Below are 26,669 nucleotides of genomic sequence, written 5' to 3'. Positions count from 1 at the left end.
TCGGTTCATCGCCGGACGGTGGCCGGGGACAGGTTCCGTCGCACATGGATGCCCACTGCCGTCACCAGCAGGACCGCGCACCCCGTGAACACCAGACCGGCCCCGCGCAGCCCCAGCGCCACCGTCATGGCCCCCACTCCGACGACCGGCAGCGAGATCCCCACGTACGCGACGACGAAGAAGGCCGAGATGGTGGCACCTTGGTGCGCCGGGGGCGCCGCGGTGCTCACCTCGGTCAGTCCGGCGCGGAACGCCATCCCCTGCCCCACGCCACCGGTCACCGCCCCGGCCAGCAGCACCGGGAAGGACTCCAGGAGCAGCGAGGCCGCGATGAGCAGGAGGCCGGCGACGAGCACCGCGCAGCCCCAGGGCAGGGAGCGGCGCGCGCCGACCGGTCCCATAAGCAGCTGACCGGCGGTCGAGGCGCAGAACACGCAGAAGGCGACGGCACCGGTGACCGCCAGGTTGTGCACCCCCAGGGTCTCCGTGAGAAAGGCCGGGGCGACGGCCGTGAACAGGCCGAGCATGGAGAAGCCCGCGAAGGCGGCGAGGGCGCACGGTGCGAACACCCCGCGCACCTCCGGCGGAACCGTCATGCCCTGAGGTCGCAGCGACGGGCGCGGAACGCTGCGGCGCACGGTCTCGGGCAGCAGACAGACGACCACCGTGGCGATGGCCAGGAGCGCCAGATGGGCGACGAACGGCAGCTTGAGCGGCCAAGGGGCGTACTCGGCGAGGAAACCGGAAAGGAGCGGGCCGAGTCCCAGACCGCCCATGTTGGCCGCGGTCGCCGCCAGTCCGGCACGGCCGCGTCGGTCGGGCGGGGCCAGTTCGAGTACGGCCGCGGTGCCCGTGCCGCTCAGCAGACCGGCCGAGAAGCCCGACAGCACCCGGCCCGTGTACAGCAGCGGCAGTCCGCCCTCGGACAGGAAGCACACCGCGCTGAGGGCGGCCAGGCCGAGCGCGGCCAGCAGCACCGGCCGTCGTCCTAGCACGTCGGAGAAGCCGCCGGCGATCAGCAGGGCGGCGATGACGCCCACCGCGTAGACGGCGAACACCACCGTCACGATCAGTTCGGAGAACCCGATCTGCTCCCGGTACAACCCGTACAGCGGTGTGGGCAGGGTGGTGCCCATCATGCCGACGGCGAAGACGCCCGCTGCGGACTTGTACCCCGGGCGCCCTCCACCCCGTCGGCGAGGCTCTGCGTCGCTGCTGATCACAGCCCACCATAGGCACCGGCTGTCGGGCACGATGCGCCTCGCAACGCCGTGCTGCGCCGTCGGGTGCCGGCCGCGGCACGCCCGGGCGCCGATTTCACGGTCTGGGCGGCCCCGGCCCGGCAGCGCCCCGGCTACACCAGGAAAGCGTTGACGCGGCCCGCCGCGATCTGCTTCTTGTCCTTGACCGGCTGTGCGACCGCGGCCTGGGGCGAGCCGGAGTTGACGCTCCAGCGGTACCCGACGAAGAGGGACGTGTCGGGGTCCGCGTAGAAGATCATGTGCCCGTAGCCCACACCGCTGTGCTCGGTGTAGGTGCTGTTGTCGTCGGCGATCTCGGCGCGGCTGTCCGGGTACGCACGGTAGCGGTCGATGCTGGACTGGCTGGTGCGGTCGGGGCCGCCGTGCGGGCTGTTGGTGCAGTCGACGATCTGGAAGAGGTGCGGGACGACCCCGGTGATGCCCAGCTTGCTGTCGACGGAGGAGGCGTACGTGCCGAGGTACGCGCGGATCAGCACGGTGTGCCCGGTGTACGGGGTGCTCTTGACGTCGGGGTCGTAGTCCCAGGCCACGATGTCGCCGGGGCGCAGGTTCACCGGCTTGGTCACCGGGTCGATGTGCGGCACGTTGGAGGCGTTCAGGAATCCGGCCTGCAGATCCTCGGCGTTGGGGAACGAGGAGGTGCGGGGCAGGCCGTCCTTCGGCGGGAAGTACTGGTTGAAGTAGGCCGGGGTGGCCCAGCCGTACGCGGTGTCGGCGCCGTAGGAGCGCTGCAGCAGCGACGTCATGAACGAGGCGCACTGGGAGAGGTTCTCGAACTCCTCCGGGTGCCCGGGACGGCCCCAGGTCACCGTGGTTCTGCCGAGGTTCTCACCATTGGTCTGCTCGACGTTGTACCGGTTGTGGTCCCACTGGTTCGCGCGCAGCCGCAGGTACTCCACCAGCGTCTCGGCCTCCAGCAGGTGCGGCGGCTTGAGCTGGTAGAGCGCGGCGGTCGCCGGTTCGGCGGCGGCGGCGCGCGCGGGCGAGACCAGCGAACCGGCGGACGCGGCGAGCGCCAAACCGGCGCCCCCGGTCAGCAGATGACGACGAGACGGACCGGAAAAGGACGTGGACAACGCAACCCCCCTGGAATGCGGACGGCGGGAACGGTCTGGGTCCCGCCTTCGAACGCTGGACGATATCAGGCAGTCTGATCTTGGTCGGGTCGTCCCGCCTTGGCAGTGATCCAGATCGGACATATGGTCCCGATAAGGCAACCTGTGCTTCGCGCGGCCGATGCTCGGACAGTCGACGCCCGGATCGGTGGCGCCGCCCGGAGGCGAGCGGAGGGCACGATGCGGCCCGGTGATCTACCCCAGGGTGGCGGGTCACTGGACGACGCGCTCGGGACGGGTCTGACCGATGTCGTGCGCCGTACCGGCGCCGTGATCGGCGGCCTGTACCTGATCGAGGAGCCGGAGCCGATGCTGCGCCTGGTGGCGCTGTGCGGGCTGCCCGTCGAGTTCGCCCAGACCTGGCGGCGCCTGCCCATGACCGCCCCCGTCCCGGTCGCCGACGCGATCCGTGACGACCGGCTGGTGTGGATCGGCAGCCAGGACGAGATGTCCCGCCGCTATCCGATCACCGCGGCCGTACTGCCCTACCGTTTCGCGCTCGCGGCCGTCCCGCTGACCGGCGTGCGACGGTGCTGGGGAGGCATCGTGCTCATGTGGTCCGGCGACCACCCGCAGGAGGCCTCCCCGCGCGAACGCGGCCACCTCATCACCAGCGCACACCGGCTGGCCCGTCTGCTGGACGACGCACCCGGGCCACCCGGCTTCCCCGAGCAGCCGCGCATCTGGCCGCTCGAAACCGTACGCCACCCCACGCAGACCGGAATGGCCGCGGTCGACTACCTCGAACGCCTGCCCGAAGGTGCCGTCGCCCTGGACCTGGAGGGCCGCGTCACCTTCGTCAGCGGCGTCGCCGCCCGGCTCCTCGGGCGCCCCGCGGAGCAGCTGCTGGGCGCACGGCCCTGGCAGGCGCTGCACTGGCTGGACGATCCCGCGTACGAGGACCAGTACCGCACAGCCGTCGTCAGCCGTACGCCGCTCTCCTTCGACGCGCTCCGGCCGCCCGACCAGTGGCTGACCTTCTGGCTCCACCCGGACAGCAGCGGTATCAGCGTCCGTGTCACCCCGTGCACCGAGCAGTCGGCGGACCCGCCGGCGCCCCCCGCGCAGCGGCCCGCGGCGGCGCCGACCGGACGTCTCTACCAGTTGGTCCACCTGGCCGCGGCCCTCACGGAGACGGTCACCGTACGGGACGTCGCCGCCCTGATCGTCGACCAGATCCTCCCCGCCTTCGGAGCCCAGGGGATGGTTCTCTCCGCGGTGGACGCGGGCCGGCTGAAGATCACCGGCCATCACGGCTACCCGGAAGACACCATCGAGCGCCTCGACGCCCTTCCCCTGGACACCGACCTCACCCCTGCCGGTCAGGTCCTGGCCAGCGGCGTGCCCGCCTTCTTCGCCGGCCCGGACGACATGGCACGCAACCACCCCCGGGCGCCCCGGATCAGCGGTAAACAGGCCTGGGCCTTCCTGCCCCTGATCATCACGGGCCGCCCGGTGGGCTGCTGCATCCTGTCCTACGACCGTCCGCACACCTTCACGGCGGACGAGCGCGCCGTCCTCACGTCGCTGGCCGCCCTCATCGCCCAGGCACTCGACCGCGCCCGCCTCTACGACTCCCAGCACCGCCTCGTCCACGAACTCCAGCAGGTCCTCCTGCCCCGCACCCTGCCCACCCTGCCCGGCCTCGAAGTCGCCGCCCGCTATCTGCCGGCCGGGCACGGGCTCGATGTCAGCGGGGACTTCTACGACCTGCTCCGCCTGGACGACAGCACGGTCGCGGCGGTCATCGGCGACGTGGAGGGACACAGCATCGCCGCCGCCACCCTCATGGGACAGGTCCGCACCGCCATTCACGCGCACGCGAGCGCCGGGGCGGCGCCGGACGAGGTCCTGTCCCGCACCAATCGGCTGCTGGCGGACCTGGAGTCCGACCTGCTCGTCGCCTGCCTCTACGCGCACCTGGACCTGGCCCACGGACGACTGACCCTGGCCAGCGCCGGTCACGTCCCCCCTCTCCTGCTCGATGCTCGGCACCGCGCGCGCATTCTGGACATCGAGCCCGGCCCGCTCCTGGGCATCGGCGCGGATGTCCACTACCCCGTCACCGCCGCACCGCTGCTCGACGGAGCCGTCCTGGCCCTCTACACCGACGGGCTGGTGGAGAAGCCCGGACGCGACGCCGCGGACACCACCTCCGACCTGCTCAAGCATCTCGCGGACACGGACGACCCCGACCTCGACCACCTCGCCGACAGCCTCGTCCACCACGCCTGGCCGACCGGTCAGTGCACGGACGACGTCACCGTGCTGCTGCTCCGCGCGGTGCACAACCACCAGCGTCTGCCTGGTTGTTGATGTGCGAAGCTGTCGTGAACCGTGCACGGGCGGGGCCGTGGCGGTCGTCGAGAGGAGCGCGGTGTGGGACAGGACGGCGGCTTCGGCATCGGGGAGATCGACACCAGCAGGCCGCACCCTGCACGGATCTACGACTACCTGCTGGGCGGCAAGGACAACTACGAGGTGGACCGGCGGGCCGGCGACGAACTCGCCGCCGCCGCGCCCGAGGTGCGCATCGGCCTGCGGGCCAACCGCGCCTTCCTGCAGCGTGCCGTCCGGTACGTCGTCGGCAGCGGGGTACGCCAGATCCTCGACGTCGGCACCGGGCTGCCCACCTCGCCGAACGTGCACGAGATCGCCCACGGGCCGGCGCCGGACGTCCGCGTGGCCTACGTCGACAACGATCCGATCGTGGCCGCGCACGCCAACGCGCTGCTCAGCAGTTCCGGCGCGACCAGTGTCGTACTCGCCGACGTGCGCGACCCCCAGGCCGTCGTGAACCACCCCGAGGTCCGCCGGGCCATCGACTTCGACCGGCCGGTCGCGCTCCTCCTGGTCGCCGTCCTCCACTTCCTCACCGACGCGGAGAAGCCCGAGCAGGTCGTCGCCGCGCTGCGCGAGGCGCTTCCGGCCGGCAGTTTCCTGGTGCTGTCGCACGCCACCGGCGACTTCGCCGACCGCAGCGCCGCCCAGGCCGTCTACAGCAAGGCCACCGCCACACTGAACCTGCGCTCCCGCGACGAGATCGAACGGTTCTTCGACGGCTTCGAACTGGTCGAGCCCGGCCTGGTCCAGGTCCCGTTCTGGCGCCCGGACGCCCCGCCACCGCCGCGGTCCGGCGAGATCGGCTTCTACGGAGGGGTGGCCCGCAAGACCGCGTGACCTCAAGGGAGTTCGGCGAGCAGGGACGGTGGGCGGATGATCGAGGACAAGCTTGCGCAGGTGTTCGCCGAGGCCGGGTGCCAGGGCAGTGTGGCTGTCCTGGACATCGACGGTTCCGGCCAAGTGGTGCTGGACGGCGATGAGTTGGTGGTCGCCGCTTCGACGTTCAAGATCGCGGTGGCGCTGGAGTTGTTCTGCCAGGGCGCCGAGGGGGAGCTGGACCTGGCCGAGCGCGTCCGGCTCGCGCCGTCGCAGGCCACGCCGGGCGGTCAGGGCTTCTGCATCTTCGAGGACGAGGCCGAGGTCTCGCTGCGCGATCTCGCCCGGATGATGGTGACGATCAGCGACAACACCGCGACCGACGTGTTGATCCGTCGGGTGTCGGTACCGCGGATCCACGCCCGGCTGGCCGCGTTGGGCCTGGACCGGATCCGGTTGGCGGGCACGATCCAGGAGGAGTTCGACGCGATCGGCCGCGATACGGGCTTCGCCGGGTGGGCGGAGATGACCCGTGCGATGCGTGAGGCGGGCTCACCCCGGGATGCCGACCGCATCTGGGAGCGCGCGCTGTCCACTCCGTCCCTGCGGCCCGGGCACATCACGAGCGCGACGGCCGGGCAGATGGCCGCCTTGCTGAGGATGATCTGGCGGGACGAGGCCGGGCCCGCTGCCGCCTGCGCGGCGGTGCGGTCCGTCATCGGACAGCAGCGGCTGACCCGGAAGATCGCCACCGGGTTCGGTGACGAGGTGCGGGTGGCTGCCAAGTCGGGCACGGTTCCCGGGTGTGTGAGCAACGACGCCGGAGTCGTGCACTTCCCTGACGGTTCCCGCTTCGCGGTGGCGGTGTTCACCAGGCCCACCGGGCCCGGCCCCCAGACACCACAGGCCGATTCCGTGATCGGCACGGTCGCCCGACTGTGCGTCGAGCACCTGCGCCGGCTCGGCCGCTGACGGCGGCTGGGGCAGGACCGGCCCGGACGGATCAGCCGCGTGCTCCGGCCGCGGCAGACACGGACGGCTCTCGCCAGACGAACACCTCGGTGCTCGGCCCCCGTTCACAGAACCGGCCCGTCGGGGAGCACGAGCGCAGCAGGCGGCGCAGGTCGGTCTCGAAGGCGTCGCGCTGTGGGCCGAACAGGCCGGGCGCCGAGTACGACATCGAGAAGGTCGAGGCGACGACGTCGTCCTCGCCGCGTTCCAGCACCTGCCCGCCGGGGACGACATGCCGCTCGGGTCCCAGGAATCCGGCGCGGGCGATGATCGCCGCCTCGCCGCCGGGTGTCCCGTCGGGCAGCACTCCGCGCCCGGCGCGGCGGACCGGCCCCAGGTACTCCTTGACGAGTTCACCGATGGCCCCGTACGGCACACCGGGGTACGGCAGACCCTCGACGCCGAGCGGCTCGCCCTTCAGGTCAGAGAGGTGCACCAGCGCCCCGCCGGGCCGGAGCATGCCGCGCACGGTGCCCGCCACCAGGTCGCGGTCCATCCAGTGGAAGGACTGGGCGAAGACCGCCACGGTGAACGTGCCGAGGTCCGCCGGGAGATCCTCGGCCCGGATCCGTACCCACCGGGACTTCGCGGCCCCTCCCGCGGCGGCGGCCCGGCGGGCGGCTTCGCCGATCATGCCCGGGTCGGGGTCCACGCCCACGACTTCGCCGAACAGGGGCGTCAGGGGCACCGCCACGGTGCCGGGGCCGCATCCCACGTCGAGGAGCCGCCCGGTCCCGTCGAGCCCGAGCACGTCGGCCAGCACCGGCACGAGGGTGGGGGCGTACGGCAGCCTGCCCCGGTCGTAGTAGGGGGCCGCCCCCGCGAACAGTGTTTCGTCCCACACCCAGTCTCCCGTCACGGGAGGATTCTCCACGCGAGAAGGCCACGAGGCGGGCCCTTTATCGGCGGGGTGGGGAGCGACACCAGACGCGCAAGGAGACCCTTCTGCACGTCGCGACACTCGTCGACGATAAATTGATCGCCATGAGTGACAACGCCACCAGTGAAAACGTGTACTTCGACATCAGCATCAACGGCGAGCCGGCCGGCCGGATCGTCTTCAAGCTCTTCGACGACGTGGTTCCCAAGACCGCCAAGAACTTCCGCGAGCTGGCCACCGGCAAGCACGGCTTCGGCTACGCCGGTTCCTCGTTCCACCGGGTCATCCCGCAGTTCATGCTGCAGGGCGGCGACTTCACCCGGGGCGACGGCACCGGCGGCAAGAGCATCTACGGCGAGAAGTTCGAGGACGAGAACTTCACCCTCAAGCACGACCGCCCGTACCTGCTGAGCATGGCGAACGCCGGCCGGAACACCAACGGCTCGCAGTTCTTCATCACCACGATCGTCACCGACTGGCTCGACGGCAAGCACGTCGTCTTCGGTGAGGTCATCGAGGGTCAGAAGCTCGTCGACCAGATCGAGGGCGTCGGCAGCCGGAGCGGCGCGCCCAGCGCGAAGGTCACGATCACCGCGAGCGGCACGGTCTGACCGACACGCTCCCCCACCAGCGGGTGACGCGAACGCCCCGGTGATGACGCCGGTCGGTTCTCTCCTGACCGGCCGTCTCACCGGGCGTCGGCCTGTCGGCGGGCCGTCAGTGCGCGAAGACCGTGCTGGCCAGCGCCACATGGACCGCGGTGCCGCCGAGGATGCTCAACAGGGCGTTGCGGCGCCACAGATGCAGGCCGACGGTGACGGTCAGGGCCGCCAGGGGCGCCGCCACGCGGGCGTGGGTCAGCGGCAGGTCGCGCAGGCAGTAGACGACCAGGATCACCATGATCCCGGCGGGCATGCGCGTGCTCAGGTACTGGACCGTGCCGCTCGCCCGCAGCGGGGCGAGGGCGGCGAAGGGGAGGGCACGCAGGGTCCAGGTCACCGCGGCGGATATCAGGACCGCGGCGACGAGGTAGGTCGTGTCAGGCATGACTCTGCTTCCTGCGGGTGGGGAGGTGTCGGGCCAGGAGCCCGGCGGTGAACAGGGCGAAGGCGACCGGCAGCAGCTGACCGGGGAACAGCAGCCGGGCGGCGAGGGCGCTGACCAGGGCGAGCAGCGGGGTGGGCAGATCGCCCCGCCGGTCACGTACGGCGTCGAGCGCCAGCACGGTGAACAGGGCGGTCAGCGCGAAGTCCAGCCCGGTGACGCTGTCCGGCACGAGGGAGCCGAGCAGGGCTCCCGCGGTGGCGCCCCCGGCCCAGTACAGGTGCATGAAGAGCTGCAGCCAGAGGATGCGCCGGCTCGACCAGGACCGGGCCTGCTGCCCGGCGGTCAGGGCGTACGCCTCGTCGCACAGCGCGAAGGTGCTGTACGTCTTCCCGAGCCTCCCCTCCACCCGGTCCAGCGGGAAGGACAGGGCGTAGAAGACGTGGCGCAGGTTCACCAGGAACGCGGACACGGCGACGGAGACCAGCGGCGCGGCCGCGGTGACCATGCCGATCAGCAGGAACTCGAACGACCCGCCGTAGATCAGCGCGCTGGACAGGCCCGCCCACCACCAGCCGACTCCGGAGTGGGTGACGAGCACCCCGAAGGCGATGCCGAGCGGGACGAAGCCGAGGCCCACGGAGGCGGAGTCCTCGAAGGCGGCCCGCGCCTCGGAGCGGGTTCGGGGTGGTGGGGCCGGCGCAGGCGAGGCCAGGCCGTCGACCACGGCGGGGGATGTTCGCATGAAGACATTTTAGGAAAAATGTCACGTCATATGATTGCCGATTGTTTCCGTAGGCTGGCCGTATGCGCAATGAAGTGAAACTCGACGCCATCGATCGAGACATTCTGTTCCACCTGCGCCAGGACGGCCGGCTGACCAACGTCGAGCTGGCCCAGCGGGTGGGACTGACCCCACCACCGTGCCTGCGCCGGGTCAAGCGGCTGGAGGAAGCGGGTGTGATCGCCGGGTACCGGGCCGTCGTGGACCCCCAGGCCCTGGGCCGCGGCCTCGAGGTCCTCATCGACGTCGAGGTCAGCGCCAACGACCGTACGACCTTCCTGGAGTTCGAGGACACCGTGGCGTCGTACGACGAGGTGATCGAGTTCCGGCGCATGTACGGCCGCCCCGACTACTTCGTCCGGGTCGCCGTCGCCGATCACGCCGCCTACGAGTCCTTCCTCACCGAGAAGCTCAGCGCACTGTCCTGCGTCCTGCGCATCGACTCCCACCTGACGATGAAGACGATCAAGTCTGGTCCTTGACGCCACCTTCGGCATGTCCGGCCGGGCGATTCCGCGACTTTCGTCCGATCATGTCACCAGAGACTCATCGCACGGGAGGAACCCGTGAGGCAGTGGCGGCGCGGCCTCCACCGCGCGTGGGAGTGGCTCCGTCTGCGCGCCCTGCTCCGCAACGGCCGCGAACTGGAGCTGATGCACCGGGCCATGGGCTTCGCCACGCTCGCCCTCGTGACGCTGGCTCCGCTGCTGATCGTGGTCGCCGCGGCCGATCCGCTGGTGCGGGGAGGCTTCGCCTCCTGGCTCACCGACGGCATGGGGTTGTCGGGACAGTCCGCCCAGGCGCTCACCAACATCATCAGTCCGCCGCGCAAGGTCATCGGCACCACCAGTGTGCTGAGCCTGATCCTGCTCGCGGTGTTCGGCATCTCCTTCGCGGGCAGCGTGCAGAACGGGTACGAACGGATCTGGGGCCTCGCGGCCGGGCCCTGGCACCGGGTCTGGCGGCAGGCGACCTGGCTGGTGGTGCTGACCGCCTACCTCTACCAGGAGGCACTGACACGGACGGCGCTGCACGGGATGCAGCGGATCTCGCTGTCCGTGATCAGCGGGGTGCTGTTCTTCTGGTGGGGCCAGCGCTTCCTGCTGGGGGGCCAGGTCCACTGGCGCACCCTGCTGCCGGGCGCGATCGCCACGGTCCTCGGCCTGGTCGGCCTCAGGGCCTTCTCGTTCCTCGTCTTCACCCCGCTCATCGTCACCAACGCACTGAACTACGGTGCGGTCGGAACCGTGCTGGTGGTGGAGTCGTGGCTGATCGGCGTCGGGTTCGTCGTGTACGGGGGTGCGCTGTTCGGCCGCTGGTTCGTCGAGCACCACTGGATGCCGACCCACGAGGAGTGAACGGCGGGTCAGTCGGCCGAGGCCGCGACCGGCGTCCCTTCGAGGTTGCGCGTCATGCGTTCCAGGACTCGCACAGCGGTGCCGTACTCCTTCAGCGAGATACCCGCGATGGCCTCCTCCCGGAAGACGGCCACCCGTTCGGTGACGACGGCCAGGCGGGCGTCGCCTTCCGAAGTGAGGGCGAGGAGGCCCGGTGCGGGGCGGGTCGTCCAGCCGTCGGTGAGGACCGTGTGGACGGCGGCGGCCAGGGCGGCGGGGTCGGCATTGGCGGCCAGGGCGGTGGCCACCGCGGTGTCGGCGGTTCCTGGTGCGGAGCGGACGACGTTGAGGACCTGCCAGGTCAGGCGGGTGAGGCCGTACTCCTCGAGCAGGGCGTCCAGGTGCCGGGTGAGGGCCTGGTCGGTGCGGTTGAGCCAGTAGCCGATGGGCTTCATGACAGGGCGGGTTCCTTCGGAGTCGGGGTGAGCAGGGCAGGCCAGTCCTGGGTGGCGGCCCAGTCGGCGAAGGTGTGCCAGCCGACCTCGGGGTGGGCACGGCGCAGGCCGGTGACGTCGACGTCGAGGCCGGTGGAGGTGAAGTAGGAGAACATCGCCGCGAGGTCGTGCGAATGGGTGCGGACGTAGGACAGCGGCACCTCGCGGTGCGTGACAGGACGGCCGGTGGCGGCGGACAGGGCTGCGGCGATCCGGGCGGCGGTGAGTTCGTCCGACGCGATGTCGATACGGCGGCCGGTGAAGTCGGACCGGCGCCGCAGGACCAGGGCCGCGAACGCGCCGATGTCGTCGGCGGGGATGAGCGTCAGGGCGCGGTCGGCCGGCATGGGCCAGGCGAAGGTGCTCTCGCGCAGGCCTTCCAGGGTCCAGCCGGAGGCGAAGTTGTCCATGAACGCCGCGGGGGCGATGACCGTCCAGGGGACGCCCGTCGTCCGCAGGTGGCGCTCGATCTCGGCCTTGCTGTCGTAGTGCGGGATGCCCGTGCCGCGGTCGGCGTGCGCCGCCGACGTGAACACGATGTGGCCGACCCGGGCGGCCGCCGCCGCGTCCAGCAGGGTCCTGCCCTGGCGGACCTCGGTGGCGGTGTCCGTGCCGAACGGGGTCGTCACCGCGAAGAGGGAGTCGGCGCCGGCGAGGGCGGCGTCCAGGGAGGTGCGGTCGTCGAAGTCGGCGTACCGGACGTCCGCGCCGAGCCGGCGCAGGGCTTCGGCGGCCGGTGCGGCGGGGGTGCGGGTGAGGGCGCGGACGCGGTGTCCGGCGACCAGCAGGGCGCGGGCGGTGGCCCCGCCCTGGGCACCGGTCGCACCCGTGACGGCGATGGTGAGCATGCGGGCTCCTCGAGGGGTGAAGGGAGGCAGATACCTTCCGGACTTCTCTGCGTGACGCATTGATTGCGTCACGAAGGAGAGTAGCCCACATCTTCGCTGCGTCGCGCAGGTATTTGGGTGTGAGGTGGATCACCCTCAGGCCTGGGCGTGAGCGAGGCGATGGTGTAGCGGGCTGCACCACGAAGGTGGAGTCCGCTCTCCCGGCCGTTCGCGTCGGATCGCCTAGCGTTGCCGTATGGGTAAAGCGTTGCGGCAGGCCGGGCGTGCCACGGTTCACCTGGTCCTTGCCGCGGTCCTGGTCTTCGGTCTGTATCTCTTCATCACCGTGCTGCTCATCACGGCCGTCGCCACGCTCGCCGTGGTCGGGGCCTGGATGCTGCCCGAGACGGTGATGCTGATCCGTCGGATCGCCGGGGCCAAGCGGCACATGACCGCCGCCTGGACGGGACGGCGGATCCCGGAGGCGTACCAGGCCCTCACCGGTCCGCTGCGTCAGCGCCTGCGCACCGCGGTCCTTGATCCCGGTACCCGTATCGACCTGCGCTGGATGATCGCCTCGTACGTCTACGGCGCACTGGTCTTCCTGGCGCTGCCGCTGTGGCCGCTGGGTCTGGTCGTCGACGGGGTGTGGTGCGGGCTGCTGCGCCGCACGCCGGTCGTACTGCCGCTGATCACTCGGCTCGCCGACCTGGAGGCCGCCTGGTCGACGGCCCTGTTGCGGCCTTCGCCCCAGGCACTGCTCGCCGCCCGCGTCGAGGAGCTGGCCGCGACCAGAGCGGATGCGATCTCGGCGCACGAGGCCGAACTGCGCCGCATCGAACGCGATCTGCACGACGGCGCCCAGGCCCGCCTGGTGGCGCTGTCCATGCGGATCGGGCTGGCACGGCGCGCGTACGACCGCGATCCGCAGATGGCGCGCAGGCTGCTGGCCGAGGCACAGGACCAGGCCGAGGAGGCGCTCACCGAGCTGCGCCAGGTGGTGCGCGGCATCCATCCGCCGATCCTCACCGACCGCGGCCTGGCCGGGGCCGTACGGGCCCTGGCGGCGAGGTGGGGGTCCCCCCGCTCGAGCGGAGCCGAGAGTGGGGGAGGGCTCGAGGTGACCGTGGAGGTCGCGGGTGGTCTGGAGGAGGGCCCGCGGCCCCCGGCCGCCGTCGAGGCCGCCGCGTACTTCGCGGTCGCCGAGGCACTGACCAACGCCGCCAAGCACGGCGGCAGCCGGCGGGCGGCCGTACGGCTGGAACGCCTGCGCTCCGGGCTGCGTGCGGTCGTGCGGGACGACGGCACGGGCGGGGCGGACGAGAGCGGGGGCACGGGCCTGCTGGGCGTCCGCCGGCGGGTCGCCGCGCTGGACGGCAGCGTGCAGGTGTCCAGTCCGGCTGGGGGGCCAACCGTGATCGAGGTGCGGCTGCCGTGCGTGTGGTGATCGCCGGGGACGGCGCCCTGCCGCTCCGGCCCGCTACCGCATGCAGTCGCCCGAGCCCGTGAGCTCGGGGAAGCGGGCGTTGCCCTCGAACACGGCGATGGACCAACGGGTGTACTTCCAGGCCTTGTTACGGCTGTACTCGGAGACCAGCCTCCGGCACGCGGTGGTGGTGACGACGTCCTGGAAGTTGTCCCGTTGGGCACGGCCGATCAGTGTGCCGTCGGGGTCGTTCATCCACACGTACGCGGCCTTCTCGACGGGATCGAAGCCGAGGCTGATGTCGTTGTCAGCGGCCGCGGGATCCACCCCGTTCCCCTCGGCGACCCTGACCTTCCAGGCCGCGGTGATGGCCTTGTCGGTGGCGTCGGCGACGCGGATCTCCGCCCGGTCGCTGCTCGGTATCTGCGCGGTCGCCATGCCGGACTCGTCGCCCTGCCACTGCCCGGCGGTCTGGTGGTAGCACCCGTCGGTGGCCTCGCCGAAGCCGAGGATGTTCGGCTCGGGGTCGGTGTCGGAGTCCTTCCAGAAGACCGAGTAGCGGCCGTAGGGCCAGGCGGTGGGGTCGTCCCCGAGCCTGCGGGCCAGGGCGGTGCAGGCCGCCATCTCCCCGCTCCTGCGGAACACTTCCTGCTGTTCGTCGGGAAGCTGGGAGATCGGGCCGCCGGTCACCATCAGCGTCTGCGCACGCTTGTTGAACGTGACCGTGGGTTCCATGAAGGCCATGTCCTTGGTGGCGAGCATGGCCGTCACGTCGTCCCGGACCGCCCTCGCCACGTCCTGCTCGGCCGCGCTGCCCGCTACGGTGCTGGCTCTCCACTCGTCGTCGCCTGGCTGGGTCTCGTCCCCGGCACGGGTGAAGGCCGGGTCGGGCACTCCCGCAAGGGGGTCGGTCGGGACGGTCGCCCTCCGCGGATCGGCCGCCGGCTCCGGCGCCCGCGTCGTCCCGTCGGGCGCGGCGGATCCGGTGTGACGTGCGGTGCTGTCCTCGTGCGCGGCCGGGGACGCGGTGGCCGTGGACTGGTCGGACCTTCCGGCGTGGTCGCTGCCCCCGCGCGGGAAGGCGATGGCGGCGCCCGCGAGGCCGCCGGCCACGGCTGCGGCGACGAGGACGGTCGTGATGGTCCGCTTGCGGGAGGACGGTGTCGCTGGGGCGTGCCAGCGGGGATCGTCCAGGGTGGGCAGGTCCCACTGGGCCATGACCGGGTCGCCGGCACGGGCGGGTCCCAGATGCACCTCGCCGCCGACGACCTGGGTGGTCTGTGCGGCGAGCAGCCGTGCGCACTGCTCCGCCGCCGCGACGGCGGGCCTCCGGTCGGCGGGCTCCTTCGCGAGCGCCGTCGTCACGATCTCCCGCAACTCCCGCGGAACGCCGTCCAGATCGGGTTCCCCCGACATGACGCGGAACGCGACCGCGTCCGGCGCGCCGCCGCCGAACGGGAGACGGCCGGTCGCGGCGTAGGCCACCAGCGCACCCCAGGCGAACAGGTCGCCCTCGGGTCCGGCCGTGCCGTCGCGGTAGTACTCGGGGCTGATCCAGCCGGGGGTACCGGTCAGGACGCCGGTCCGGGTCACGCTGGTGCCGTCGGCGGCGTGGGCGATGCCGAAGTCCAGCGCGCGGGGCCCGGCGGGCGTGAGGATGACGTTCTGCGGCTTCACGTCCCGGTGGACCACGCCGGCCGCGTGAATGGCCGCCAGTGCCTGGGCGGTACCGGTCGCGAAGGCGTACAGGGTGCCGCCGGTGAGCGGGCCGTGCTCGGCCAGGTGCCGGTTGAGGGTGGGGCCGGGCGCGTAGGCGGTCGCCAGCCAGGGCGCGTCGGCCTCGGGGTCGGCGGCGAGCAGAGGCACGAGGCAGGGGCCCTGCACCCGGGCGGAGAGGTGCACCTCGCGGCGGAACCTGGCCCGGAACTCCGGGTCCTGGGCCTGCGCGGGGTGGATCACCTTGACCGCGACCCTGAGTCCGTCGACGGTGAGGCCGGCGTGGACCGTGCCCATGCCACCGGAGCCGAGACGGCCGATGATCCGGTACGGGCCGATGCGGGCGGGGTCCCCCGGGTGGGCAGGCTGAACCCGCCCGCCCGCGCCAGTAGTGCTCACGGAACTCCCCCCAGGAGCATGCCAACAGACCGTGCGGAAGATATGGAGAACGTGTATATCACGCAGATGGTTGAAGTCGGCACGCGTCTCGGGGGGGGGCGAGAGGTCATAGACTCACAGCGACACTCACCGTGTCTGACGCACCATCAAACTGCTTACGGGCTCGCCCTCTCGCACGGCCGGAAGGGCGACCCGTCCGGCTTCAGGCGGTGTGCAGGGCCGCGTGCAGGGTGCGGGCGGCCAGGGTGATGGCGGCCTCGGCGGCGTGGGTGCCGCGCAGGGCGTCGAGCATGACGAAGTCGTGGATGACGCCCTGGAAGCGCACCGCGGTGACGGGTACCCCGGCCTCGCGCAGCTTGTTGGCGTAGGCCTCGCCCTCGTCCCGCAGGACGTCCGCCTCGGCGGTGACGACCAGGGCCGGGGGCAGATCCTTGAGCTGCTCCGTGGTGGCGCGCAGCGGGGAGGCGGTGATCTGCGCGCGCTCGGCCTCGTCGGTCGTGTACTGGTCCCAGAACCACTGCATGCCGTCGCGGCGCAGGAAGTAGCCGGTGGCGAACTGGTGGTAGGAGCCGGTGTCGAAGTTCGCGTCCGTGACCGGGTAGAACAGCACCTGCTGGACCAGCGGGAGGCCGCCGCGCTCCTTGGCCATCAGGGTGAGGGCGGCGGTCATGTTGCCGCCGACGGAGTCACCGGCCACGGCCAGCCGGGAGCCGTCCAGGCCCTTGGCCGCGCCCTGCTCCACGACCCAGCGGGCGACGGCGTAGTTCTGCTCGATGGCGACCGGGTAGCGGGCCTCGGGCGACAGGTCGTACTCGGGGAAGACGACGGCCGCGTCGGCGCCGACGGCGAGTTCGCGCACCAGGCGGTCGTGGGTGTGGGCGTTGCCGAAGACCCAGCCGGCGCCGTGGATGTAGACGATCACCGGGAGGGTGCCGGTGGCTCCGGCGGGCTTGACGATCCGGGCCCGGACGCTGCCCGTGGGGCCGCCCGAGACGGTGATCCACTCCTCGTCGACGGCCGGCTTCCCGATGTCGCCGGACTGCACCTCGTCGACCGCCTTGCGGCCCTCCGCCGGGGCGAGGTCGAACAGGTACGGCGGATTGGCGGTCGCCCGCGCGAACTCGGCGGCGGCGGGCTCCAGGACCGGCTGGACCGGTGCTACGGCATCGGACATCGAATCTCCTCGGATTTCAGGGGGCGCCGGATCCGGATCCTCCGGCGGGATCCGCTGAGTACTCCGGCACCGCTGAGCGCCACCGTAAAACCGCTGAGCGGAGGTCAGTTGCCCGTGAGCGAACGGTCCGTGTGCCGACAGTGCACGAATGCCGTCTACCGGTCCGCGGAGTCCCGCCACTCGCGCGGGGTCGTCCCGTACGTGGCCCGGAAGACACGGCTGAAGTGTGTGGCGCTGGCGAAGCCCCAGCGGCCCGCCACCGCGGCGATGGTCAGGGTCCCGCGGGAACGGTCCGCGAGTTCGCGCCGGCACTCCTCCAGCCGGCGCAGCAGGATCCGCCGGCCGACCGTGGTCCCCTGGTCCGCGAAGAGCTTGTGCAGGTAGCGCACGGAGATGTGGTGGGCTCGGGCGATCCGCTCGGGAGACAAATCCACGTCGCCCAGGTTCAGGTCGATGAACCTGAGGATCCGGCACACCAGGGACGGCTGGTCGCCGACGGCCGCCCGCCCGTTTTCCCGCAGGTGCTCCGTGGCGAGGGTGGTGAGCAGGTTCGCGGCGTTCCAGGCGAGCATCTCACCGACCGCGGCCCGCGACACCACGGCGGTGTCGGCGAGGTCGGACAGGAACGGCGAGAGGAGCGAGCCCATCCGGGAGTCGCGGCGCACGGGCACCCTGGTGATCCGGTGCAGGTCCCGGTCCGCGAGCCCCAGTTGTTCGCGCGAGAGCAGGAACGTCTTCGTACGGCATCGTTCGGGGAGGTGCAGCGAGGGCGGGCGGTGCAGGTCGTAGAAGCAGATGTCGCCCGGGCCGAGCACGCCGTCCTGGGAGGGTTCCTGCAGTAACAGCGGCCCGCCGCCCCGCACGCCCACGAAGAGGTACTCGCCGCTGTCCCGGGCGGTCCACCTGCGGGGCTCTGCGGCGAGGTCCGGTTGCCCGTACGGCGAGCGTTCGCGGGGCAGCACGGCGGGGGCCGGGTCCGTGATGAGGATGTCCAGTCCCATGGCCCGCCGCCACACGCGGCCCGATCGTGGCGAGCCCGGGTGTCCGTCGCTCGCCCCGATGCCGGTCATCGCCGTCATCAGCTGTCGCCTCCGCTCTGTCGTCATGTGAAGCGGCGATCCGGTCGGCCACTTCGCCGGGAGCGTAGGTCGGGGGATGTGCAAAAAGAGTGACAAGGAAGTGAGGGAGGCTACGCGGTGAGTTCGGTGGCGAAGGCGCGCAGCAGGTCGTGCAGGGCGTAGCGGCCGGGCACGGCTTCGGTGACGAGGTGCGCCTCGGCCAGCTCGCCCAGGAGCGCCCGGGCCTCGCGCACCGGCAGGTCGGCGAGTGCCGCGGCGGCACCGGCCGTGACGAAGGGGCCGGTGTGCTGTGGAAGCAGCCGGAACAGCCGGGCGCTTCGCGCCGACAGGGTGCGGTAGGAGCAGTCGAACGCGGTGCGGACGTCGGCTGTCCCCTTGGCGGACGAGAGGGCGTCGAGGCTGCCGTGCCAGGCGCGGAGTTCGGCGGCGAGGGCGGCCAGCGGGAAGTCTCTGCGGCTGGTGGCGCGCGCGGCGACGACGGCGAGGGCCAACGGCAGCCGCCCGCACCGCGCGACGATCTCCTCGACCGCCCCGGGTTCGGCGGTCACGCGCGCGGAGCCGATCCGCCGGGCCAGGGCCGCACGAGCGTCCGCTGCGGACGGCAGGTCCAGGCGCAGCGGGTGAGCGCCGGTAGCGATCAGGTCGGGCAGTGCGTTGCGGCTCGTGACCACCGTCAGGCAGCCGGGCGAGGCGGGCAGCAGGGGACGGAGCTGCTCGGTGCCGGCGGCACCGTCCAGGAGGACGAGAAGGCGGCGGCCCGCCAGCAGGCCGCGGTAGAGGCCGGCGAGCGCGTCTACGCCCTGCGGCATCCGCTGCGCGGGCACTCCGAGGGCGGCGAGGAGCTGCCGTAGCGCCTCGGCGGGTTCCAGGGCGGACCGGCGTGGGTCGAAGCCGCCCAGGTCCACGTGGAGTTGGCCGTCCGGGAAACGGTCGGCGGCGCGGTGCGCCCAGTGGACCGCGAGGGCGGTCTTGCCGACGCCCGGCATTCCGCTGATCAGGACGGTCGAGGGCACGTGGCCGGTGGTCGCCGTGGCGTCGGCGAGGGCGCTCAGCGTCTTCAGCTCGGCGCTACGGCCCGTGAAGACGGCGAGGTCGGGCGGCAACTGGGCGGGCCGGACGAAGGGTTCCGGAGGCCGCGGCCACACCGGGGACGTGTCCCGCCCGGCGGGCCGCACTTCCTGGCGCAGGACGCGTGCGTGGGCCGCGCCCAGTTCGGGACCGGGTGGGACGCCGAGCTGCGCGGCCAGGTCGCGCCGGACGTCCTCGTACGCGGTCAACGCCTCGGCCTGCAGTCCGCAGGCCGCCAGCGACAGGACCAGTCGGGCGTGCAGCGCCTCGTCGAGCGGTTCGCGTACGGCGGCTCTACGCAGGGCGGGGAGCACCTGCTCCGACCTGCCGCACAGCAGCGCGGCGTCCGCCGCCATCTGCGCGGTGCGCACGAATTCCCGCTCCACGGCCGCGAAATGGAGGTGCGCGCGCGTGGCCGCGGGTATGCCCGTCGCCACCGGACCGCGCCACAGGGCGAGGGCGTCGGCGAAGTGTCGTACCGCCTCTTCCGGCCGTGCGGTGGCGGCGGCCCGCATGCCCTGTCGGGTGAGGTCGCGGAAGCACAGCAGGTCGACCTCGTCGGTGTCCGCCTCCAGCAGATAGCCTCCGGTACGGCTCAGCAGGCGCCGTCCGGGCGCGCGCGGCGGCAGCTCCGGTTCCAGCAGCCTGCGCAGCGCACCGACGTAGCGGCGCACCACGTTCCGGGCGCTGGCAGGCGGCTGCCCGGGCCAGAGCACGTCGACGATCTCGGTCATTCGCACGGACCGGCCCGTGTGCACCAGCAGCAGCCCGAGCAGGGCCCGTTGCTGGGGGAAGCCGAGATCCAGCTCGGTCTCCCCGCGCACCACCCGCAGGGATCCGAGCACGTCGAACCGCATCACTTCACCAAGTCCCGTCCGGCACGGCCACCGACCGCCGCCGCGTCGTGCGTGTGTCCGCCGCTCACACCGCGCCGACCCGCTCGTCCCGTCCGAAGAGTCGGGCCCGGACCCGGTCGGCGTCGGGATGGCCGAGTGCGGTGAGGAGCGTGAGGGCCTGTTCCCAGGCGGCCCGGGCGCTGTCGCTGTCGCCGGTGGCCAGATGGGTCTCGCCGATGCGGGTGAGCGTGTCGGCCTCCGGGTACGGCACCCCGAGCGCGCGGTACAGGGTCAGCGCGTTGCGGTAGCCGAGCAGGGCGTGCGGGTGGCGGCCGAGGTGGTGGTAGGCGTAGGCGATGCTGTCCCAGGTCGCGGCCTGGCCGTAGCGGTCGCCCAGGTCCTGGAGCAGGGTCAGGGCCTCGAAGCAGTGCGTGAGCGCCTGCCGGTGCTCGCCGAGCAGGACGTGGTACCAGCCGACGGAGTTGAGGACGCTGGCCTGCGCCGGCCGGTGGCCCGCGGTACGGAACAGGTCGAGGGCGAGCCGGTTGTGCCGCAGGGCTCCGGCCAGGTCGCCCTGCTGCTCGCTCGTCCAGCCCAGGCTGCGGTGGGTTCCCGCTCGGCCGACGACGTCACCGAGACCGGTGAACAGCTCCAGGGCCCGGTCGAGGTGGGCGCGGGCCTCGTCGTGCAGGCCCAGTCTGCCCGCCGCCCGGCCGAGACCCCGCCGGGCGCGTGCCTCAAGGGCGGGGTCGGCGAGCCGCAGCGCGGCGTCGAGCGCGGTGCGCTGGGCGGTCAGCCCGTCGTGCCAGTGGCCGCGCCGTTCGAAGTACGGCTCCAGGGACCAGGCCAGCAGACACGCGAGCCGGTCGCGACCGGAGGCCGCCGCCTCCTGGATGACGGCGGGCAGCGCCCCGTACTCGGCACCGAGCCAGGCCAGGGCCTGGTTGTCGTCGGCGAACGGTTCGGTGTGCGTGCCTTCCGGCAGGGGCGGGAGATCTCCACCGGGGTCGAGTACCGCACCGGCCGCATGGGCGCGGTGCAGGTAGTGCGCGAACAGCCTGTCGACCGCCTCCTGCCGCTCGGCCTCGCCGTGGTGGGTCTGGAGGAGTTCGGTGGCGTGCGCGCGGAGCAGGTCGTGGAAGGCGTGGCGGCCGGGTGCGGGTTCGTTGACGAGGTGGACGCCGCAGAGTTCGGCGAGCAGGGGACGCACCTGACGGAGCGGCAGTCCGGCGAGCGCGGCCGCGGTGGCCGGGGAGGCGTCCGGGCCGGGGTGCAGGGCGAGGAGCCGGAAGAGCCGGGCGGCTTCGGCCGACACGGCATGCGCGGACCAGGAGAACACCGTGGCGACGTCAGCCGAGGTGTCGGGCCGGGTGAAGGCGTCGAGGCTGCCGTGGGCCTCGCGCAGTTCGGCGGCGACGGCCGCCAGCGGGAAGTGGGGGCGCAGGGCGGCCCGGGCGGCCACGCAGGAGAGGGCGAGGGGCAGTCCGGCGCATCGGGTGATGATCTCGTCCACCGCCGCGGGTTCGGCGGCGATCCGCGCCGTGCCCAGCCGGCCGGCGAGGAACGCCCGTGCCTGGCCGGTGTCGAACGGCCGCAGGGTCAGGGAGCGGGCGCCGTGCGCGGCCACCAGGCCGGTGAGTTCGTCCCGGCTGGTGACCACCGTGAGGCAGCCGGGCGCGCCGGGCAGCAGCGGCCGTACCTGCTCCGCGTCACGCGCGTTGTCGAGCAGGACGAGCACCCGCCGTCCGGACAACACGCTGCGGTAGAGCGCGGCCTGGGCGTCCAGGCCCTGCGGGATGCGCTCCGGCGGCACACCCAGCGCGTCGAGGAAGCCGCGCAGGGCCTCCCCCGGGTCGGTGACCGACCCGGACGGGGCGAAGCCGCGCAGGTCGGCGTAGAGCTGCCCGTCCGGATAGCGGTCGGCGACCCGGTGGGCCCAGTGGACGGCGAGCGCGGTCTTGCCCACGCCCGCCATGCCGCCGAGCGCGGAGATCAGCACCGTCTCGGCCTGCTCCGCGTCGTCGGCGAGCGGACCGAGGACCTCCGCCAGTTCGGCGTGCCGACCGGTGAACGTCGGCAGGTCGTGGGGCAGTTGGGCGGGTACGGCGGTGCGCGGGCCCAGGGATTCCCGGGGCGGTGTGTCGGCACCCGGACCGGTCGCCTCGTGCAGCGCGTCCCGTAGTTCGGGTCCGGGATCGATGCCCAGCTCGTCGGCGAGGCGGGCGCACGCGGTCCGGTAGGTGCTCAGTGCCTCGGCGCGGCGGCCGGTGGCCGCGAGGGCGAGGACCAGCCGGGCCAGCAGGGGCTCGTCCAGCGGGTGCTCGGCGACGGCGTCCCGGAGTTGCGGCAGCATCCGGCCCGGTACACCGGCCCGCAGCGCCGCGCCGGCCGCCTCGCGCACGGCGGCGAGGCGCTCGCGCTGCGGCCCGCCGACCGCCAGGCGGTCGCGCACGTCCGGGGAGATCCCGGACGCCACCGGTCCGTTCCACAACGACAGCGCTTCGGCGAGCAGATCCACGGCCCGTGCGGGCGAGCCCTCGGCGGCGGCCCGCCGGGCTTCGTCCCGCAGCCCGCGGAACCGTACGAGGTCCAGGGCGTCGCCGTCGGTGACCAGCCGGTAGCCGCCCGCGCCGCGTACCAGGCGGCGGCCCGACGCCCGCGCGGGCAGCCCCGGCTCCAACAGGCGGCGCAGGGAGCCGACATGACGGCGGACGACGTTGAGGGCGGTACGCGGCGGGTGCGGTCCCCACAGCGCCTCGACGATCTCGGGTACGGGGACGGGCTGACCTGCCCTGAGCAACAGAAGGGACAGCAGCGCCCGTTCCTGAGGTCCCCCGAGATCCAGCTCGCCCTCCCCGCGCCAGACCCGCACCGGCCCCAGCACCGCGAACCGCACGGCCGACTCGTCCGGCATGACACCCCCTCCGGTCTGCCTCCCCGGCCTCGACTGTACGTCACAAGATCAGCAACCGAGAGTTACTGCACCGCGAGACCCCTTAAACTCCGTGCACTCAGCGTGCAACCTTTCGCCATACCTGCGTGTCTCACCTGATAACAGCATGACTCGACCAAGGGGGACATCATGCGAAGAATTGGGGCAGTGATAGCGGCGCTCGTTCTGGCGGGCACCGGGCTGGCGACGGCGTCGAGCACGGCGGGCGCCGCACCGGCGGCCACCGCACGGGCGACGGCCTGTCCGACCGGCTGGGGCAGCGGCGCGAAGGGCGGTCCGACCGCCGGGGCCGTGCCGCTGGACGACATCAGGACCGGTCGGCACGCCTGCTTCGACCGCATGGTCTTCGACGTGCCCGGCGGCGGCCGGTCCATCGGCTTCTCCGTCAGGTACGTCCACCGGCTCCACCAGACCGCCAGCGGCCGCTACATCCCGGTCGGCGGCGGGGCCATCCTCGACGTCCATATCGGCGCGCCGAGTTACGACCCGGAGACGGGCACACCGACGTATCCGGGACGGGTGGGGCACACCCTTCCGGGCGTGAACGTCAGCGGTTACCGCACCTTCCGGGACACCCGGTTCGCCGGCAGTTTCGAGGGTGAGACGCAGATCGGTCTCGGGGTCCGGGCCCGGCTGCCCTTCCGGGTGATCCAGCTGCCCGACCGTGTGGTGATCGACGTGGCCCACAACTGGACGGGCAGCCGCTGATCAGGCGCCGCCCGCGGGCTTGCCCCGCGTTCCCGAGTCTGATTGGGTACGCGGCGCCCCGTGCGCTCGGGGCGTGGCAGGCGGGAGGGGTGGGCGGCGTGCAGGTGACGGAACGGCAGGACATCGGGGGGCCGCTGCCCGAGGACCTCGGGCAGGCGATACGCGGGACCGCCGAGGACATCGCCGCGCTGTTGCGGGGTGTGCCCGACACGGCGGTTCCCGTACCGGGATCGGAGTGGAGCGTCGGCGAGGCGGCCGCCCATCTGGCCCTGGCCAACGAGCTGATGGCCGACCTCGCCTCCGGACGTGAGCGCCCGTACGGGGACGGCACCCCGCAGAGCCTGGCCGCGGCGAACGCCGAGTCCCTCGCCGGCTTCAGGGAGCGCCGGGCCGAGCCACTGGCGACGATGATCGCGGAGCAGGCCGAGGTATTCCTGGACGCCGTGGCGCGGACGGGCACCGCGGGCCGTACCCCGACCACGCCGATGGGCACCATGGACCGCGGCGTTCTCGCGTCCTACCTGCTCACGCACATGCTGGGCCACGGATACGATCTCGCGCGCGCCCTGGACCGCCCGCACATGCTCGACGGCCCGCGCGTGGGCCTCTGTATGCCGTTCATGCTCTCGGTCATGCCGCGCGTCACGAACACCGCGGCCACCGCCGGTCTCACGGCCCGCTACACGGTCCGGCTCCGCGGGGGCGAGGCGTTCGGCGTGTCCCTGGCCGACGGCGCCGCGACGGTGACACCGGGGCCGCCGCCGGACCGCTCGGACTGCACCATCCTCATCGAGCCCACCGCGTTCCTCCTGATCGCGCTGGGACGGCTCAATCCTTGGCGTGCCATCGCCCGGGGGCAGGTGCTCGCCTGGGGAGCCAAGCCCTGGCTGGCCCCCCGCTTCCCGACCCTGTTCACCGCGCCCTGAGCGGTCTCACCCCTGGGACCGGGTGGCGCCGAAGTTGGTTTCGTGGGTCCAGACGTGGGTGCAGGACGGGCACTGCAGGTGGAGCAGGCTGCCGGTGGTGGAGAGCAGGTAGCGCCAGTGGGCGTGGCACGCGCGCCCCTGCTCGCAGGTGGCGCACTGCCGGCGGTCGTCGCAGTTCGGGCAGTCCACCCAGGCACGGCGCCCGATGTCGGCCTGCGGGTCAAGCGGCAGCATCGCCGCCCCCGCGCCTGGGGAGCACACCGGCCGCGAGCAGCTCGTCGTAGATGCGCTGCTGCTCCGCGTCGAGGCCGGAGTACAGCAGGTCGTACGCCTCCTCCTCACCGCGCAGCGCCGCGACGGGGTCCCAGTCGGGCCCCAGAGCGGCCAGGGCGTGCGTGCGCCGGAGCATCTCGTGCGCGGTCAGGTCGACCACGAAGTCGACGGGCGCGGAGGTGCTCTCTGCGGCAGGCTCGTCCGGCTCGCCGGGAAGGATGGGGTCAAAGGAGGACATACGACCGAACGTAGGTAACCCTCTCCCACCAGGGCAAGAGCAGGTGGGAGAAGTCACAGCAGGTCACTTCAGGATGTTCACGGCCCGCGCGACCACCAGGACCACGGTCACCAGGGAGACCGAGGACTGCAGCATCATCAGCATCTTCGCCCACCGTGACAGGGGCATCACGTCGGTCGGGCTGAACGCGGTGGAGTTGGTGAAGGACAGGTACAGGTAGTCCAGGAACGCCGGCTCCCAGTCCGGCGGGGCGGTCTCCGGGCTCTGCATCTGTACGAAGAGGAAGTCGACGTGCTGCTGCCGGCCGAGGGCGCGTGCCATCGGGCCGCCGCGGTCCCACTCCCAGTACCACAGGGCGAACACGATGACGTTGGTCAGCCAGATGCCGCCGCCGGTGAGCAGCAGCGGCACCGCGTCCGCCCCCGCGGTGCCGCTCACCAGGTCCGCCACGAGCCGGATGGCCGCCAGGCCGTTGGCCAGGCTGATGACACAGATCAGGCCCAGGCCCAGCCAGCGCAGCCGACGTGTACGGGGCTCGACCCGCCGGGGGTTGGCGGCGATCAGGCCGGCCAGCAGCACCAGCTCCAGTACGGGCAGTGCCCAGAACGGCTGGAGCGCGAGCCTGTGCGGCAGCATCAGCTGCAGGGCGACCGCCACCAGGATCGCGGCGGTCACCGCCCAGCGCGGCTCCCCGCGCGTCGCCCGCTGCCACGCGGGGACCAGATCACGTTCGCGGCTCGCCAGCATGCGCTCGATCCTGGCCAAGCGGTTCTCGGCGTCGCCCGTCTCTTCGGTCATGGCCAAGATTGTCCCGGTCGGCGGGCCGCCCGGCGGAGGGGGTGCCCACCACCCGGCGTACCGGCTCCGACCTCCGCCTCAGCCGCTGATGAGCGCGGTGAACCGCTCGGTGTCGATGTTGCCGCCCGAGGCGATGACACCGATCCGCCGCGGGAGATCGTCGACGCGTCCGGACAGGAGGGCTGCCAGGCCCGTGGCGCCGCTGGGCTCCAGGACGATCTTCAGGCGTTCGAAGGCGAACCTCATGGCGTGGACGATCTCCTCGTCGCTGACCAGGGTGACGGCGTCGACCAGGCGCCGGTTGATGTCGAAGGTGATCTCGCCGGGGGTGGAGATCGCCTGGCCGTCGGCGATGGTGCGGGGCACGGGAATGGTGACGCGCTCGCCGCTCTCCAGGGAGCGCTTGGTGTCGTCGCCCGCTTCGGGCTCGACGCCGATCATGCGGATGCCGGGGTGCAGCGCCTTGGCGGTGGTGGCGCTCCCGGCGATGAGGCCGCCCCCGCCGACGGGCACGACGAGTGCGTCGAGTTCTCCGGTGTCCTCCAGGAGTTCGAGGGCGGCCGTGCCCTGGCCGGCGATGACGTGCGGGTGGTCGTAGGGCGGGATCAGGGCCAGGCCGCGGTCCTCGGCCAGGGCCTCGCCGAGGGCGGTGCGGTCCTGGGTGTAGCGGTCGTACGTCACGATCTCCGCCCCGTAGCCGGCGGTGGCCGCCATCTTGGAGCGGGGGGCGTCCTCGGGCATCAGGATCACGGCGCTGGTGCCCAGTTCGCGGGCGGCCAGGGCGGTGGCCTGGGCGTGGTTGCCGGAGGAGTAGGCGGCGATGCCCTTGGCCAGCTGCTCGGGAGAGAGCTGGGCGGCCGCGTTGTAGGCGCCGCGGATCTTGAAGGCGCCGATCCGCTGGAAGTTCTCGCACTTGATGAACACCTCGGCGCCGACGAGGGCGTCGAGCGTGCGCGAGGTGAGGACGGGGGTGCGGTGGGCGATGCCCTTGAGGCGTGCGTCGGCGTCACGGACGTCGTCGAACGTTACGGGCGAAGCGGCGGCCATGGCGTGTCCTTGCTGTCGGAGCCTTGCGGCAGGAGTAAGGAGGTGGGCGGGAGCCTCGGTGGGCGGGAGCCACCAGGGCGGGAGCTTTGGTGGGTGGGAGCCTCGGGGGGCAGGA

The 26,669-nt window shown here is 72.4% G+C and carries 25 protein-coding genes; 9 read left to right on the top strand and 16 right to left on the bottom strand.

What is annotated here, in order from left to right; genetic code table 11:
- Positions 1-5: 5 nt before the first annotated feature.
- Together BEK98_RS39150 and BEK98_RS39145 are read right to left on the bottom strand one after the other, a co-directional pair.
- Entirely contained in the window at positions 6-1,139 is a 1,134-nt protein-coding gene (locus tag BEK98_RS39150) for an MFS transporter (RefSeq protein WP_094221538.1), read from the bottom strand.
- Positions 1,140-1,354: 215 nt separating this feature from the next.
- A complete protein-coding gene (locus BEK98_RS39145; protein ID WP_143684220.1) occupies positions 1,355-2,338 on the bottom strand; it encodes a hypothetical protein in 984 nt (327 codons plus the stop codon).
- A 219-nt stretch (positions 2,339-2,557) separates the two neighbouring features.
- Between BEK98_RS39145 and BEK98_RS39140 the strand changes: the two genes are divergently transcribed.
- The 3 genes from BEK98_RS39140 to BEK98_RS39130 all read left to right on the top strand — a co-directional run bounded on the left by BEK98_RS39140 (position 2,558) and on the right by BEK98_RS39130 (position 6,508).
- On the top strand, positions 2,558-4,693 hold the full coding sequence (locus BEK98_RS39140; RefSeq protein ID WP_094221536.1) for a SpoIIE family protein phosphatase: 2,136 nt from the start codon (positions 2,558-2,560) through the stop codon (positions 4,691-4,693).
- Positions 4,694-4,756: 63 nt separating this feature from the next.
- Complete coding sequence (locus BEK98_RS39135) at positions 4,757-5,557, top strand: SAM-dependent methyltransferase (RefSeq protein WP_244202175.1); 801 nt, start codon at positions 4,757-4,759, stop codon at positions 5,555-5,557.
- Positions 5,558-5,593: 36 nt separating this feature from the next.
- The gene (locus tag BEK98_RS39130) at positions 5,594-6,508 is read left to right on the top strand and encodes a serine hydrolase (RefSeq protein ID WP_094221535.1); all 915 of its coding nucleotides are present in this window, start codon (positions 5,594-5,596) and stop codon (positions 6,506-6,508) included.
- A 31-nt stretch (positions 6,509-6,539) separates the two neighbouring features.
- On the opposite strand, the gene BEK98_RS39125 is transcribed toward BEK98_RS39130, so the two are convergent.
- Positions 6,540-7,406, bottom strand: coding sequence for a class I SAM-dependent methyltransferase (locus BEK98_RS39125; protein WP_094221534.1), 867 nt, complete (start codon positions 7,404-7,406; stop codon positions 6,540-6,542).
- Positions 7,407-7,531: 125 nt separating this feature from the next.
- Between BEK98_RS39125 and BEK98_RS39120 the strand changes: the two genes are divergently transcribed.
- A complete protein-coding gene (locus tag BEK98_RS39120; RefSeq protein ID WP_094221533.1) occupies positions 7,532-8,038 on the top strand; it encodes a peptidylprolyl isomerase in 507 nt (168 codons plus the stop codon).
- Positions 8,039-8,144: 106 nt separating this feature from the next.
- On the opposite strand, the gene BEK98_RS39115 is transcribed toward BEK98_RS39120, so the two are convergent.
- Together BEK98_RS39115 and BEK98_RS39110 are read right to left on the bottom strand one after the other, a co-directional pair.
- Positions 8,145-8,474, bottom strand: coding sequence for a branched-chain amino acid transporter permease (locus tag BEK98_RS39115; protein ID WP_094221532.1), 330 nt, complete (start codon positions 8,472-8,474; stop codon positions 8,145-8,147).
- Complete coding sequence (locus BEK98_RS39110) at positions 8,467-9,216, bottom strand: AzlC family ABC transporter permease (protein ID WP_094221531.1); 750 nt, start codon at positions 9,214-9,216, stop codon at positions 8,467-8,469. Before BEK98_RS39110 ends, BEK98_RS39115 begins: the two co-directional genes overlap by 8 nt.
- A 62-nt stretch (positions 9,217-9,278) precedes the next feature.
- On the opposite strand from BEK98_RS39110, the gene BEK98_RS39105 reads away from it, so the two are divergent.
- Positions 9,279-9,737: an Lrp/AsnC family transcriptional regulator gene (locus tag BEK98_RS39105; protein ID WP_094221530.1), complete on the top strand. Its 459-nt coding sequence runs from the start codon at positions 9,279-9,281 to the stop codon at positions 9,735-9,737.
- A gap of 84 nt (positions 9,738-9,821) precedes the next feature.
- A complete protein-coding gene (locus BEK98_RS39100; protein ID WP_094221529.1) occupies positions 9,822-10,613 on the top strand; it encodes a ribonuclease BN in 792 nt (263 codons plus the stop codon).
- 8 nt (positions 10,614-10,621) lie between these two features.
- On the opposite strand, the gene BEK98_RS39095 is transcribed toward BEK98_RS39100, so the two are convergent.
- Positions 10,622-11,047, bottom strand: coding sequence for a hypothetical protein (locus BEK98_RS39095; protein WP_094221528.1), 426 nt, complete (start codon positions 11,045-11,047; stop codon positions 10,622-10,624).
- Positions 11,044-11,934 (bottom strand): NmrA/HSCARG family protein, encoded by an 891-nt coding sequence (locus BEK98_RS39090; protein ID WP_094221527.1) that lies wholly within the window; start codon positions 11,932-11,934, stop codon positions 11,044-11,046. Before BEK98_RS39090 ends, BEK98_RS39095 begins: the two co-directional genes overlap by 4 nt.
- A 235-nt stretch (positions 11,935-12,169) precedes the next feature.
- Between BEK98_RS39090 and BEK98_RS39085 the strand changes: the two genes are divergently transcribed.
- Positions 12,170-13,360: a sensor histidine kinase gene (locus tag BEK98_RS39085; protein ID WP_094221526.1), complete on the top strand. Its 1,191-nt coding sequence runs from the start codon at positions 12,170-12,172 to the stop codon at positions 13,358-13,360.
- A gap of 33 nt (positions 13,361-13,393) precedes the next feature.
- Here the strand turns inward: BEK98_RS39085 and BEK98_RS39080 are convergent, their stop codons facing one another.
- From BEK98_RS39080 to BEK98_RS39060, 5 genes are all read right to left on the bottom strand, one after another.
- Positions 13,394-15,454, bottom strand: coding sequence for a serine/threonine-protein kinase (locus BEK98_RS39080; protein WP_244202174.1), 2,061 nt, complete (start codon positions 15,452-15,454; stop codon positions 13,394-13,396).
- A gap of 202 nt (positions 15,455-15,656) precedes the next feature.
- Entirely contained in the window at positions 15,657-16,628 is a 972-nt protein-coding gene (locus tag BEK98_RS39075) for an alpha/beta hydrolase (RefSeq protein WP_094221524.1), read from the bottom strand.
- Between the two features lie 155 nt (positions 16,629-16,783).
- Complete coding sequence (locus BEK98_RS39070; protein ID WP_094221523.1) at positions 16,784-17,707, bottom strand: helix-turn-helix domain-containing protein; 924 nt, start codon at positions 17,705-17,707, stop codon at positions 16,784-16,786.
- Positions 17,708-17,817: 110 nt separating this feature from the next.
- Positions 17,818-19,632 (bottom strand): AfsR/SARP family transcriptional regulator, encoded by a 1,815-nt coding sequence (locus BEK98_RS39065; RefSeq protein ID WP_094221522.1) that lies wholly within the window; start codon positions 19,630-19,632, stop codon positions 17,818-17,820.
- A 64-nt stretch (positions 19,633-19,696) separates the two neighbouring features.
- Positions 19,697-22,525, bottom strand: a complete 2,829-nt coding sequence (locus BEK98_RS39060) for an AfsR/SARP family transcriptional regulator (RefSeq protein WP_094221521.1) — start codon at positions 22,523-22,525, stop codon at positions 19,697-19,699.
- 168 nt (positions 22,526-22,693) lie between these two features.
- Here BEK98_RS39060 and BEK98_RS39055 point away from each other — a divergent pair, with 168 nt between their 5' ends.
- Together BEK98_RS39055 and BEK98_RS39050 are read left to right on the top strand one after the other, a co-directional pair.
- Positions 22,694-23,272, top strand: coding sequence for an AMIN-like domain-containing (lipo)protein (locus BEK98_RS39055; protein ID WP_094221520.1), 579 nt, complete (start codon positions 22,694-22,696; stop codon positions 23,270-23,272).
- An 89-nt stretch (positions 23,273-23,361) separates the two neighbouring features.
- A complete protein-coding gene (locus tag BEK98_RS39050; protein ID WP_167444360.1) occupies positions 23,362-24,198 on the top strand; it encodes a maleylpyruvate isomerase family mycothiol-dependent enzyme in 837 nt (278 codons plus the stop codon).
- Between the two features lie 6 nt (positions 24,199-24,204).
- On the opposite strand, the gene BEK98_RS39045 is transcribed toward BEK98_RS39050, so the two are convergent.
- From BEK98_RS39045 to BEK98_RS39030, 4 genes are all read right to left on the bottom strand, one after another.
- The gene (locus tag BEK98_RS39045; protein WP_094221519.1) at positions 24,205-24,432 is read right to left on the bottom strand and encodes a hypothetical protein; all 228 of its coding nucleotides are present in this window, start codon (positions 24,430-24,432) and stop codon (positions 24,205-24,207) included.
- Positions 24,419-24,709 carry a DUF6400 family protein gene (locus tag BEK98_RS39040; RefSeq protein WP_094221518.1) on the bottom strand — a complete coding sequence of 97 codons (291 nt, stop codon included), beginning with the start codon at positions 24,707-24,709 and terminating at the stop codon, positions 24,419-24,421. Before BEK98_RS39040 ends, BEK98_RS39045 begins: the two co-directional genes overlap by 14 nt.
- Before the next feature lie 63 nt (positions 24,710-24,772).
- The gene (locus BEK98_RS39035) at positions 24,773-25,507 is read right to left on the bottom strand and encodes a DUF1345 domain-containing protein (protein ID WP_094221517.1); all 735 of its coding nucleotides are present in this window, start codon (positions 25,505-25,507) and stop codon (positions 24,773-24,775) included.
- Between the two features lie 78 nt (positions 25,508-25,585).
- Positions 25,586-26,554, bottom strand: coding sequence for a threo-3-hydroxy-L-aspartate ammonia-lyase (locus tag BEK98_RS39030; protein WP_094221516.1), 969 nt, complete (start codon positions 26,552-26,554; stop codon positions 25,586-25,588).
- Positions 26,555-26,669 lie beyond the last annotated feature (115 nt).

Source organism: Streptomyces diastatochromogenes, assembly GCF_002242805.1.
GTDB classification, from domain to species: Bacteria; Actinomycetota; Actinomycetes; order Streptomycetales; family Streptomycetaceae; genus Streptomyces; species Streptomyces diastatochromogenes.
The sequence above is the reverse complement of the archived record's forward strand: the minus strand, read 5'-3'. Positions and strand labels throughout refer to the sequence as shown.

Coding starts and splice junctions, on each gene's coding strand:
- BEK98_RS39150 (WP_094221538.1), bottom strand. CDS start 1,139: ATGATGGGCACCACCCTGCCCACACCGCTGTACGGGTTGTACCGGGAG.
- BEK98_RS39045 (WP_094221519.1), bottom strand. CDS start 24,432: ATGCTGCCGCTTGACCCGCAGGCCGACATCGGGCGCCGTGCCTGGGTG.
- BEK98_RS39115 (WP_094221532.1), bottom strand. CDS start 8,474: ATGCCTGACACGACCTACCTCGTCGCCGCGGTCCTGATATCCGCCGCG.
- BEK98_RS39055 (WP_094221520.1), top strand. CDS start 22,694: ATGCGAAGAATTGGGGCAGTGATAGCGGCGCTCGTTCTGGCGGGCACC.
- BEK98_RS39095 (WP_094221528.1), bottom strand. CDS start 11,047: ATGAAGCCCATCGGCTACTGGCTCAACCGCACCGACCAGGCCCTCACC.
- BEK98_RS39035 (WP_094221517.1), bottom strand. CDS start 25,507: ATGACCGAAGAGACGGGCGACGCCGAGAACCGCTTGGCCAGGATCGAG.
- BEK98_RS39120 (WP_094221533.1), top strand. CDS start 7,532: ATGAGTGACAACGCCACCAGTGAAAACGTGTACTTCGACATCAGCATC.
- BEK98_RS39030 (WP_094221516.1), bottom strand. CDS start 26,554: ATGGCCGCCGCTTCGCCCGTAACGTTCGACGACGTCCGTGACGCCGAC.
- BEK98_RS39065 (WP_094221522.1), bottom strand. CDS start 19,632: ATGCGGTTCGACGTGCTCGGATCCCTGCGGGTGGTGCGCGGGGAGACC.
- BEK98_RS39090 (WP_094221527.1), bottom strand. CDS start 11,934: ATGCTCACCATCGCCGTCACGGGTGCGACCGGTGCCCAGGGCGGGGCC.
- BEK98_RS39140 (WP_094221536.1), top strand. CDS start 2,558: ATGCGGCCCGGTGATCTACCCCAGGGTGGCGGGTCACTGGACGACGCG.
- BEK98_RS39105 (WP_094221530.1), top strand. CDS start 9,279: ATGCGCAATGAAGTGAAACTCGACGCCATCGATCGAGACATTCTGTTC.
- BEK98_RS39075 (WP_094221524.1), bottom strand. CDS start 16,628: ATGTCCGATGCCGTAGCACCGGTCCAGCCGGTCCTGGAGCCCGCCGCC.
- BEK98_RS39070 (WP_094221523.1), bottom strand. CDS start 17,707: ATGACGGCGATGACCGGCATCGGGGCGAGCGACGGACACCCGGGCTCG.
- BEK98_RS39040 (WP_094221518.1), bottom strand. CDS start 24,709: ATGTCCTCCTTTGACCCCATCCTTCCCGGCGAGCCGGACGAGCCTGCC.
- BEK98_RS39060 (WP_094221521.1), bottom strand. CDS start 22,525: ATGCCGGACGAGTCGGCCGTGCGGTTCGCGGTGCTGGGGCCGGTGCGG.
- BEK98_RS39130 (WP_094221535.1), top strand. CDS start 5,594: ATGATCGAGGACAAGCTTGCGCAGGTGTTCGCCGAGGCCGGGTGCCAG.
- BEK98_RS39110 (WP_094221531.1), bottom strand. CDS start 9,216: ATGCGAACATCCCCCGCCGTGGTCGACGGCCTGGCCTCGCCTGCGCCG.
- BEK98_RS39085 (WP_094221526.1), top strand. CDS start 12,170: ATGGGTAAAGCGTTGCGGCAGGCCGGGCGTGCCACGGTTCACCTGGTC.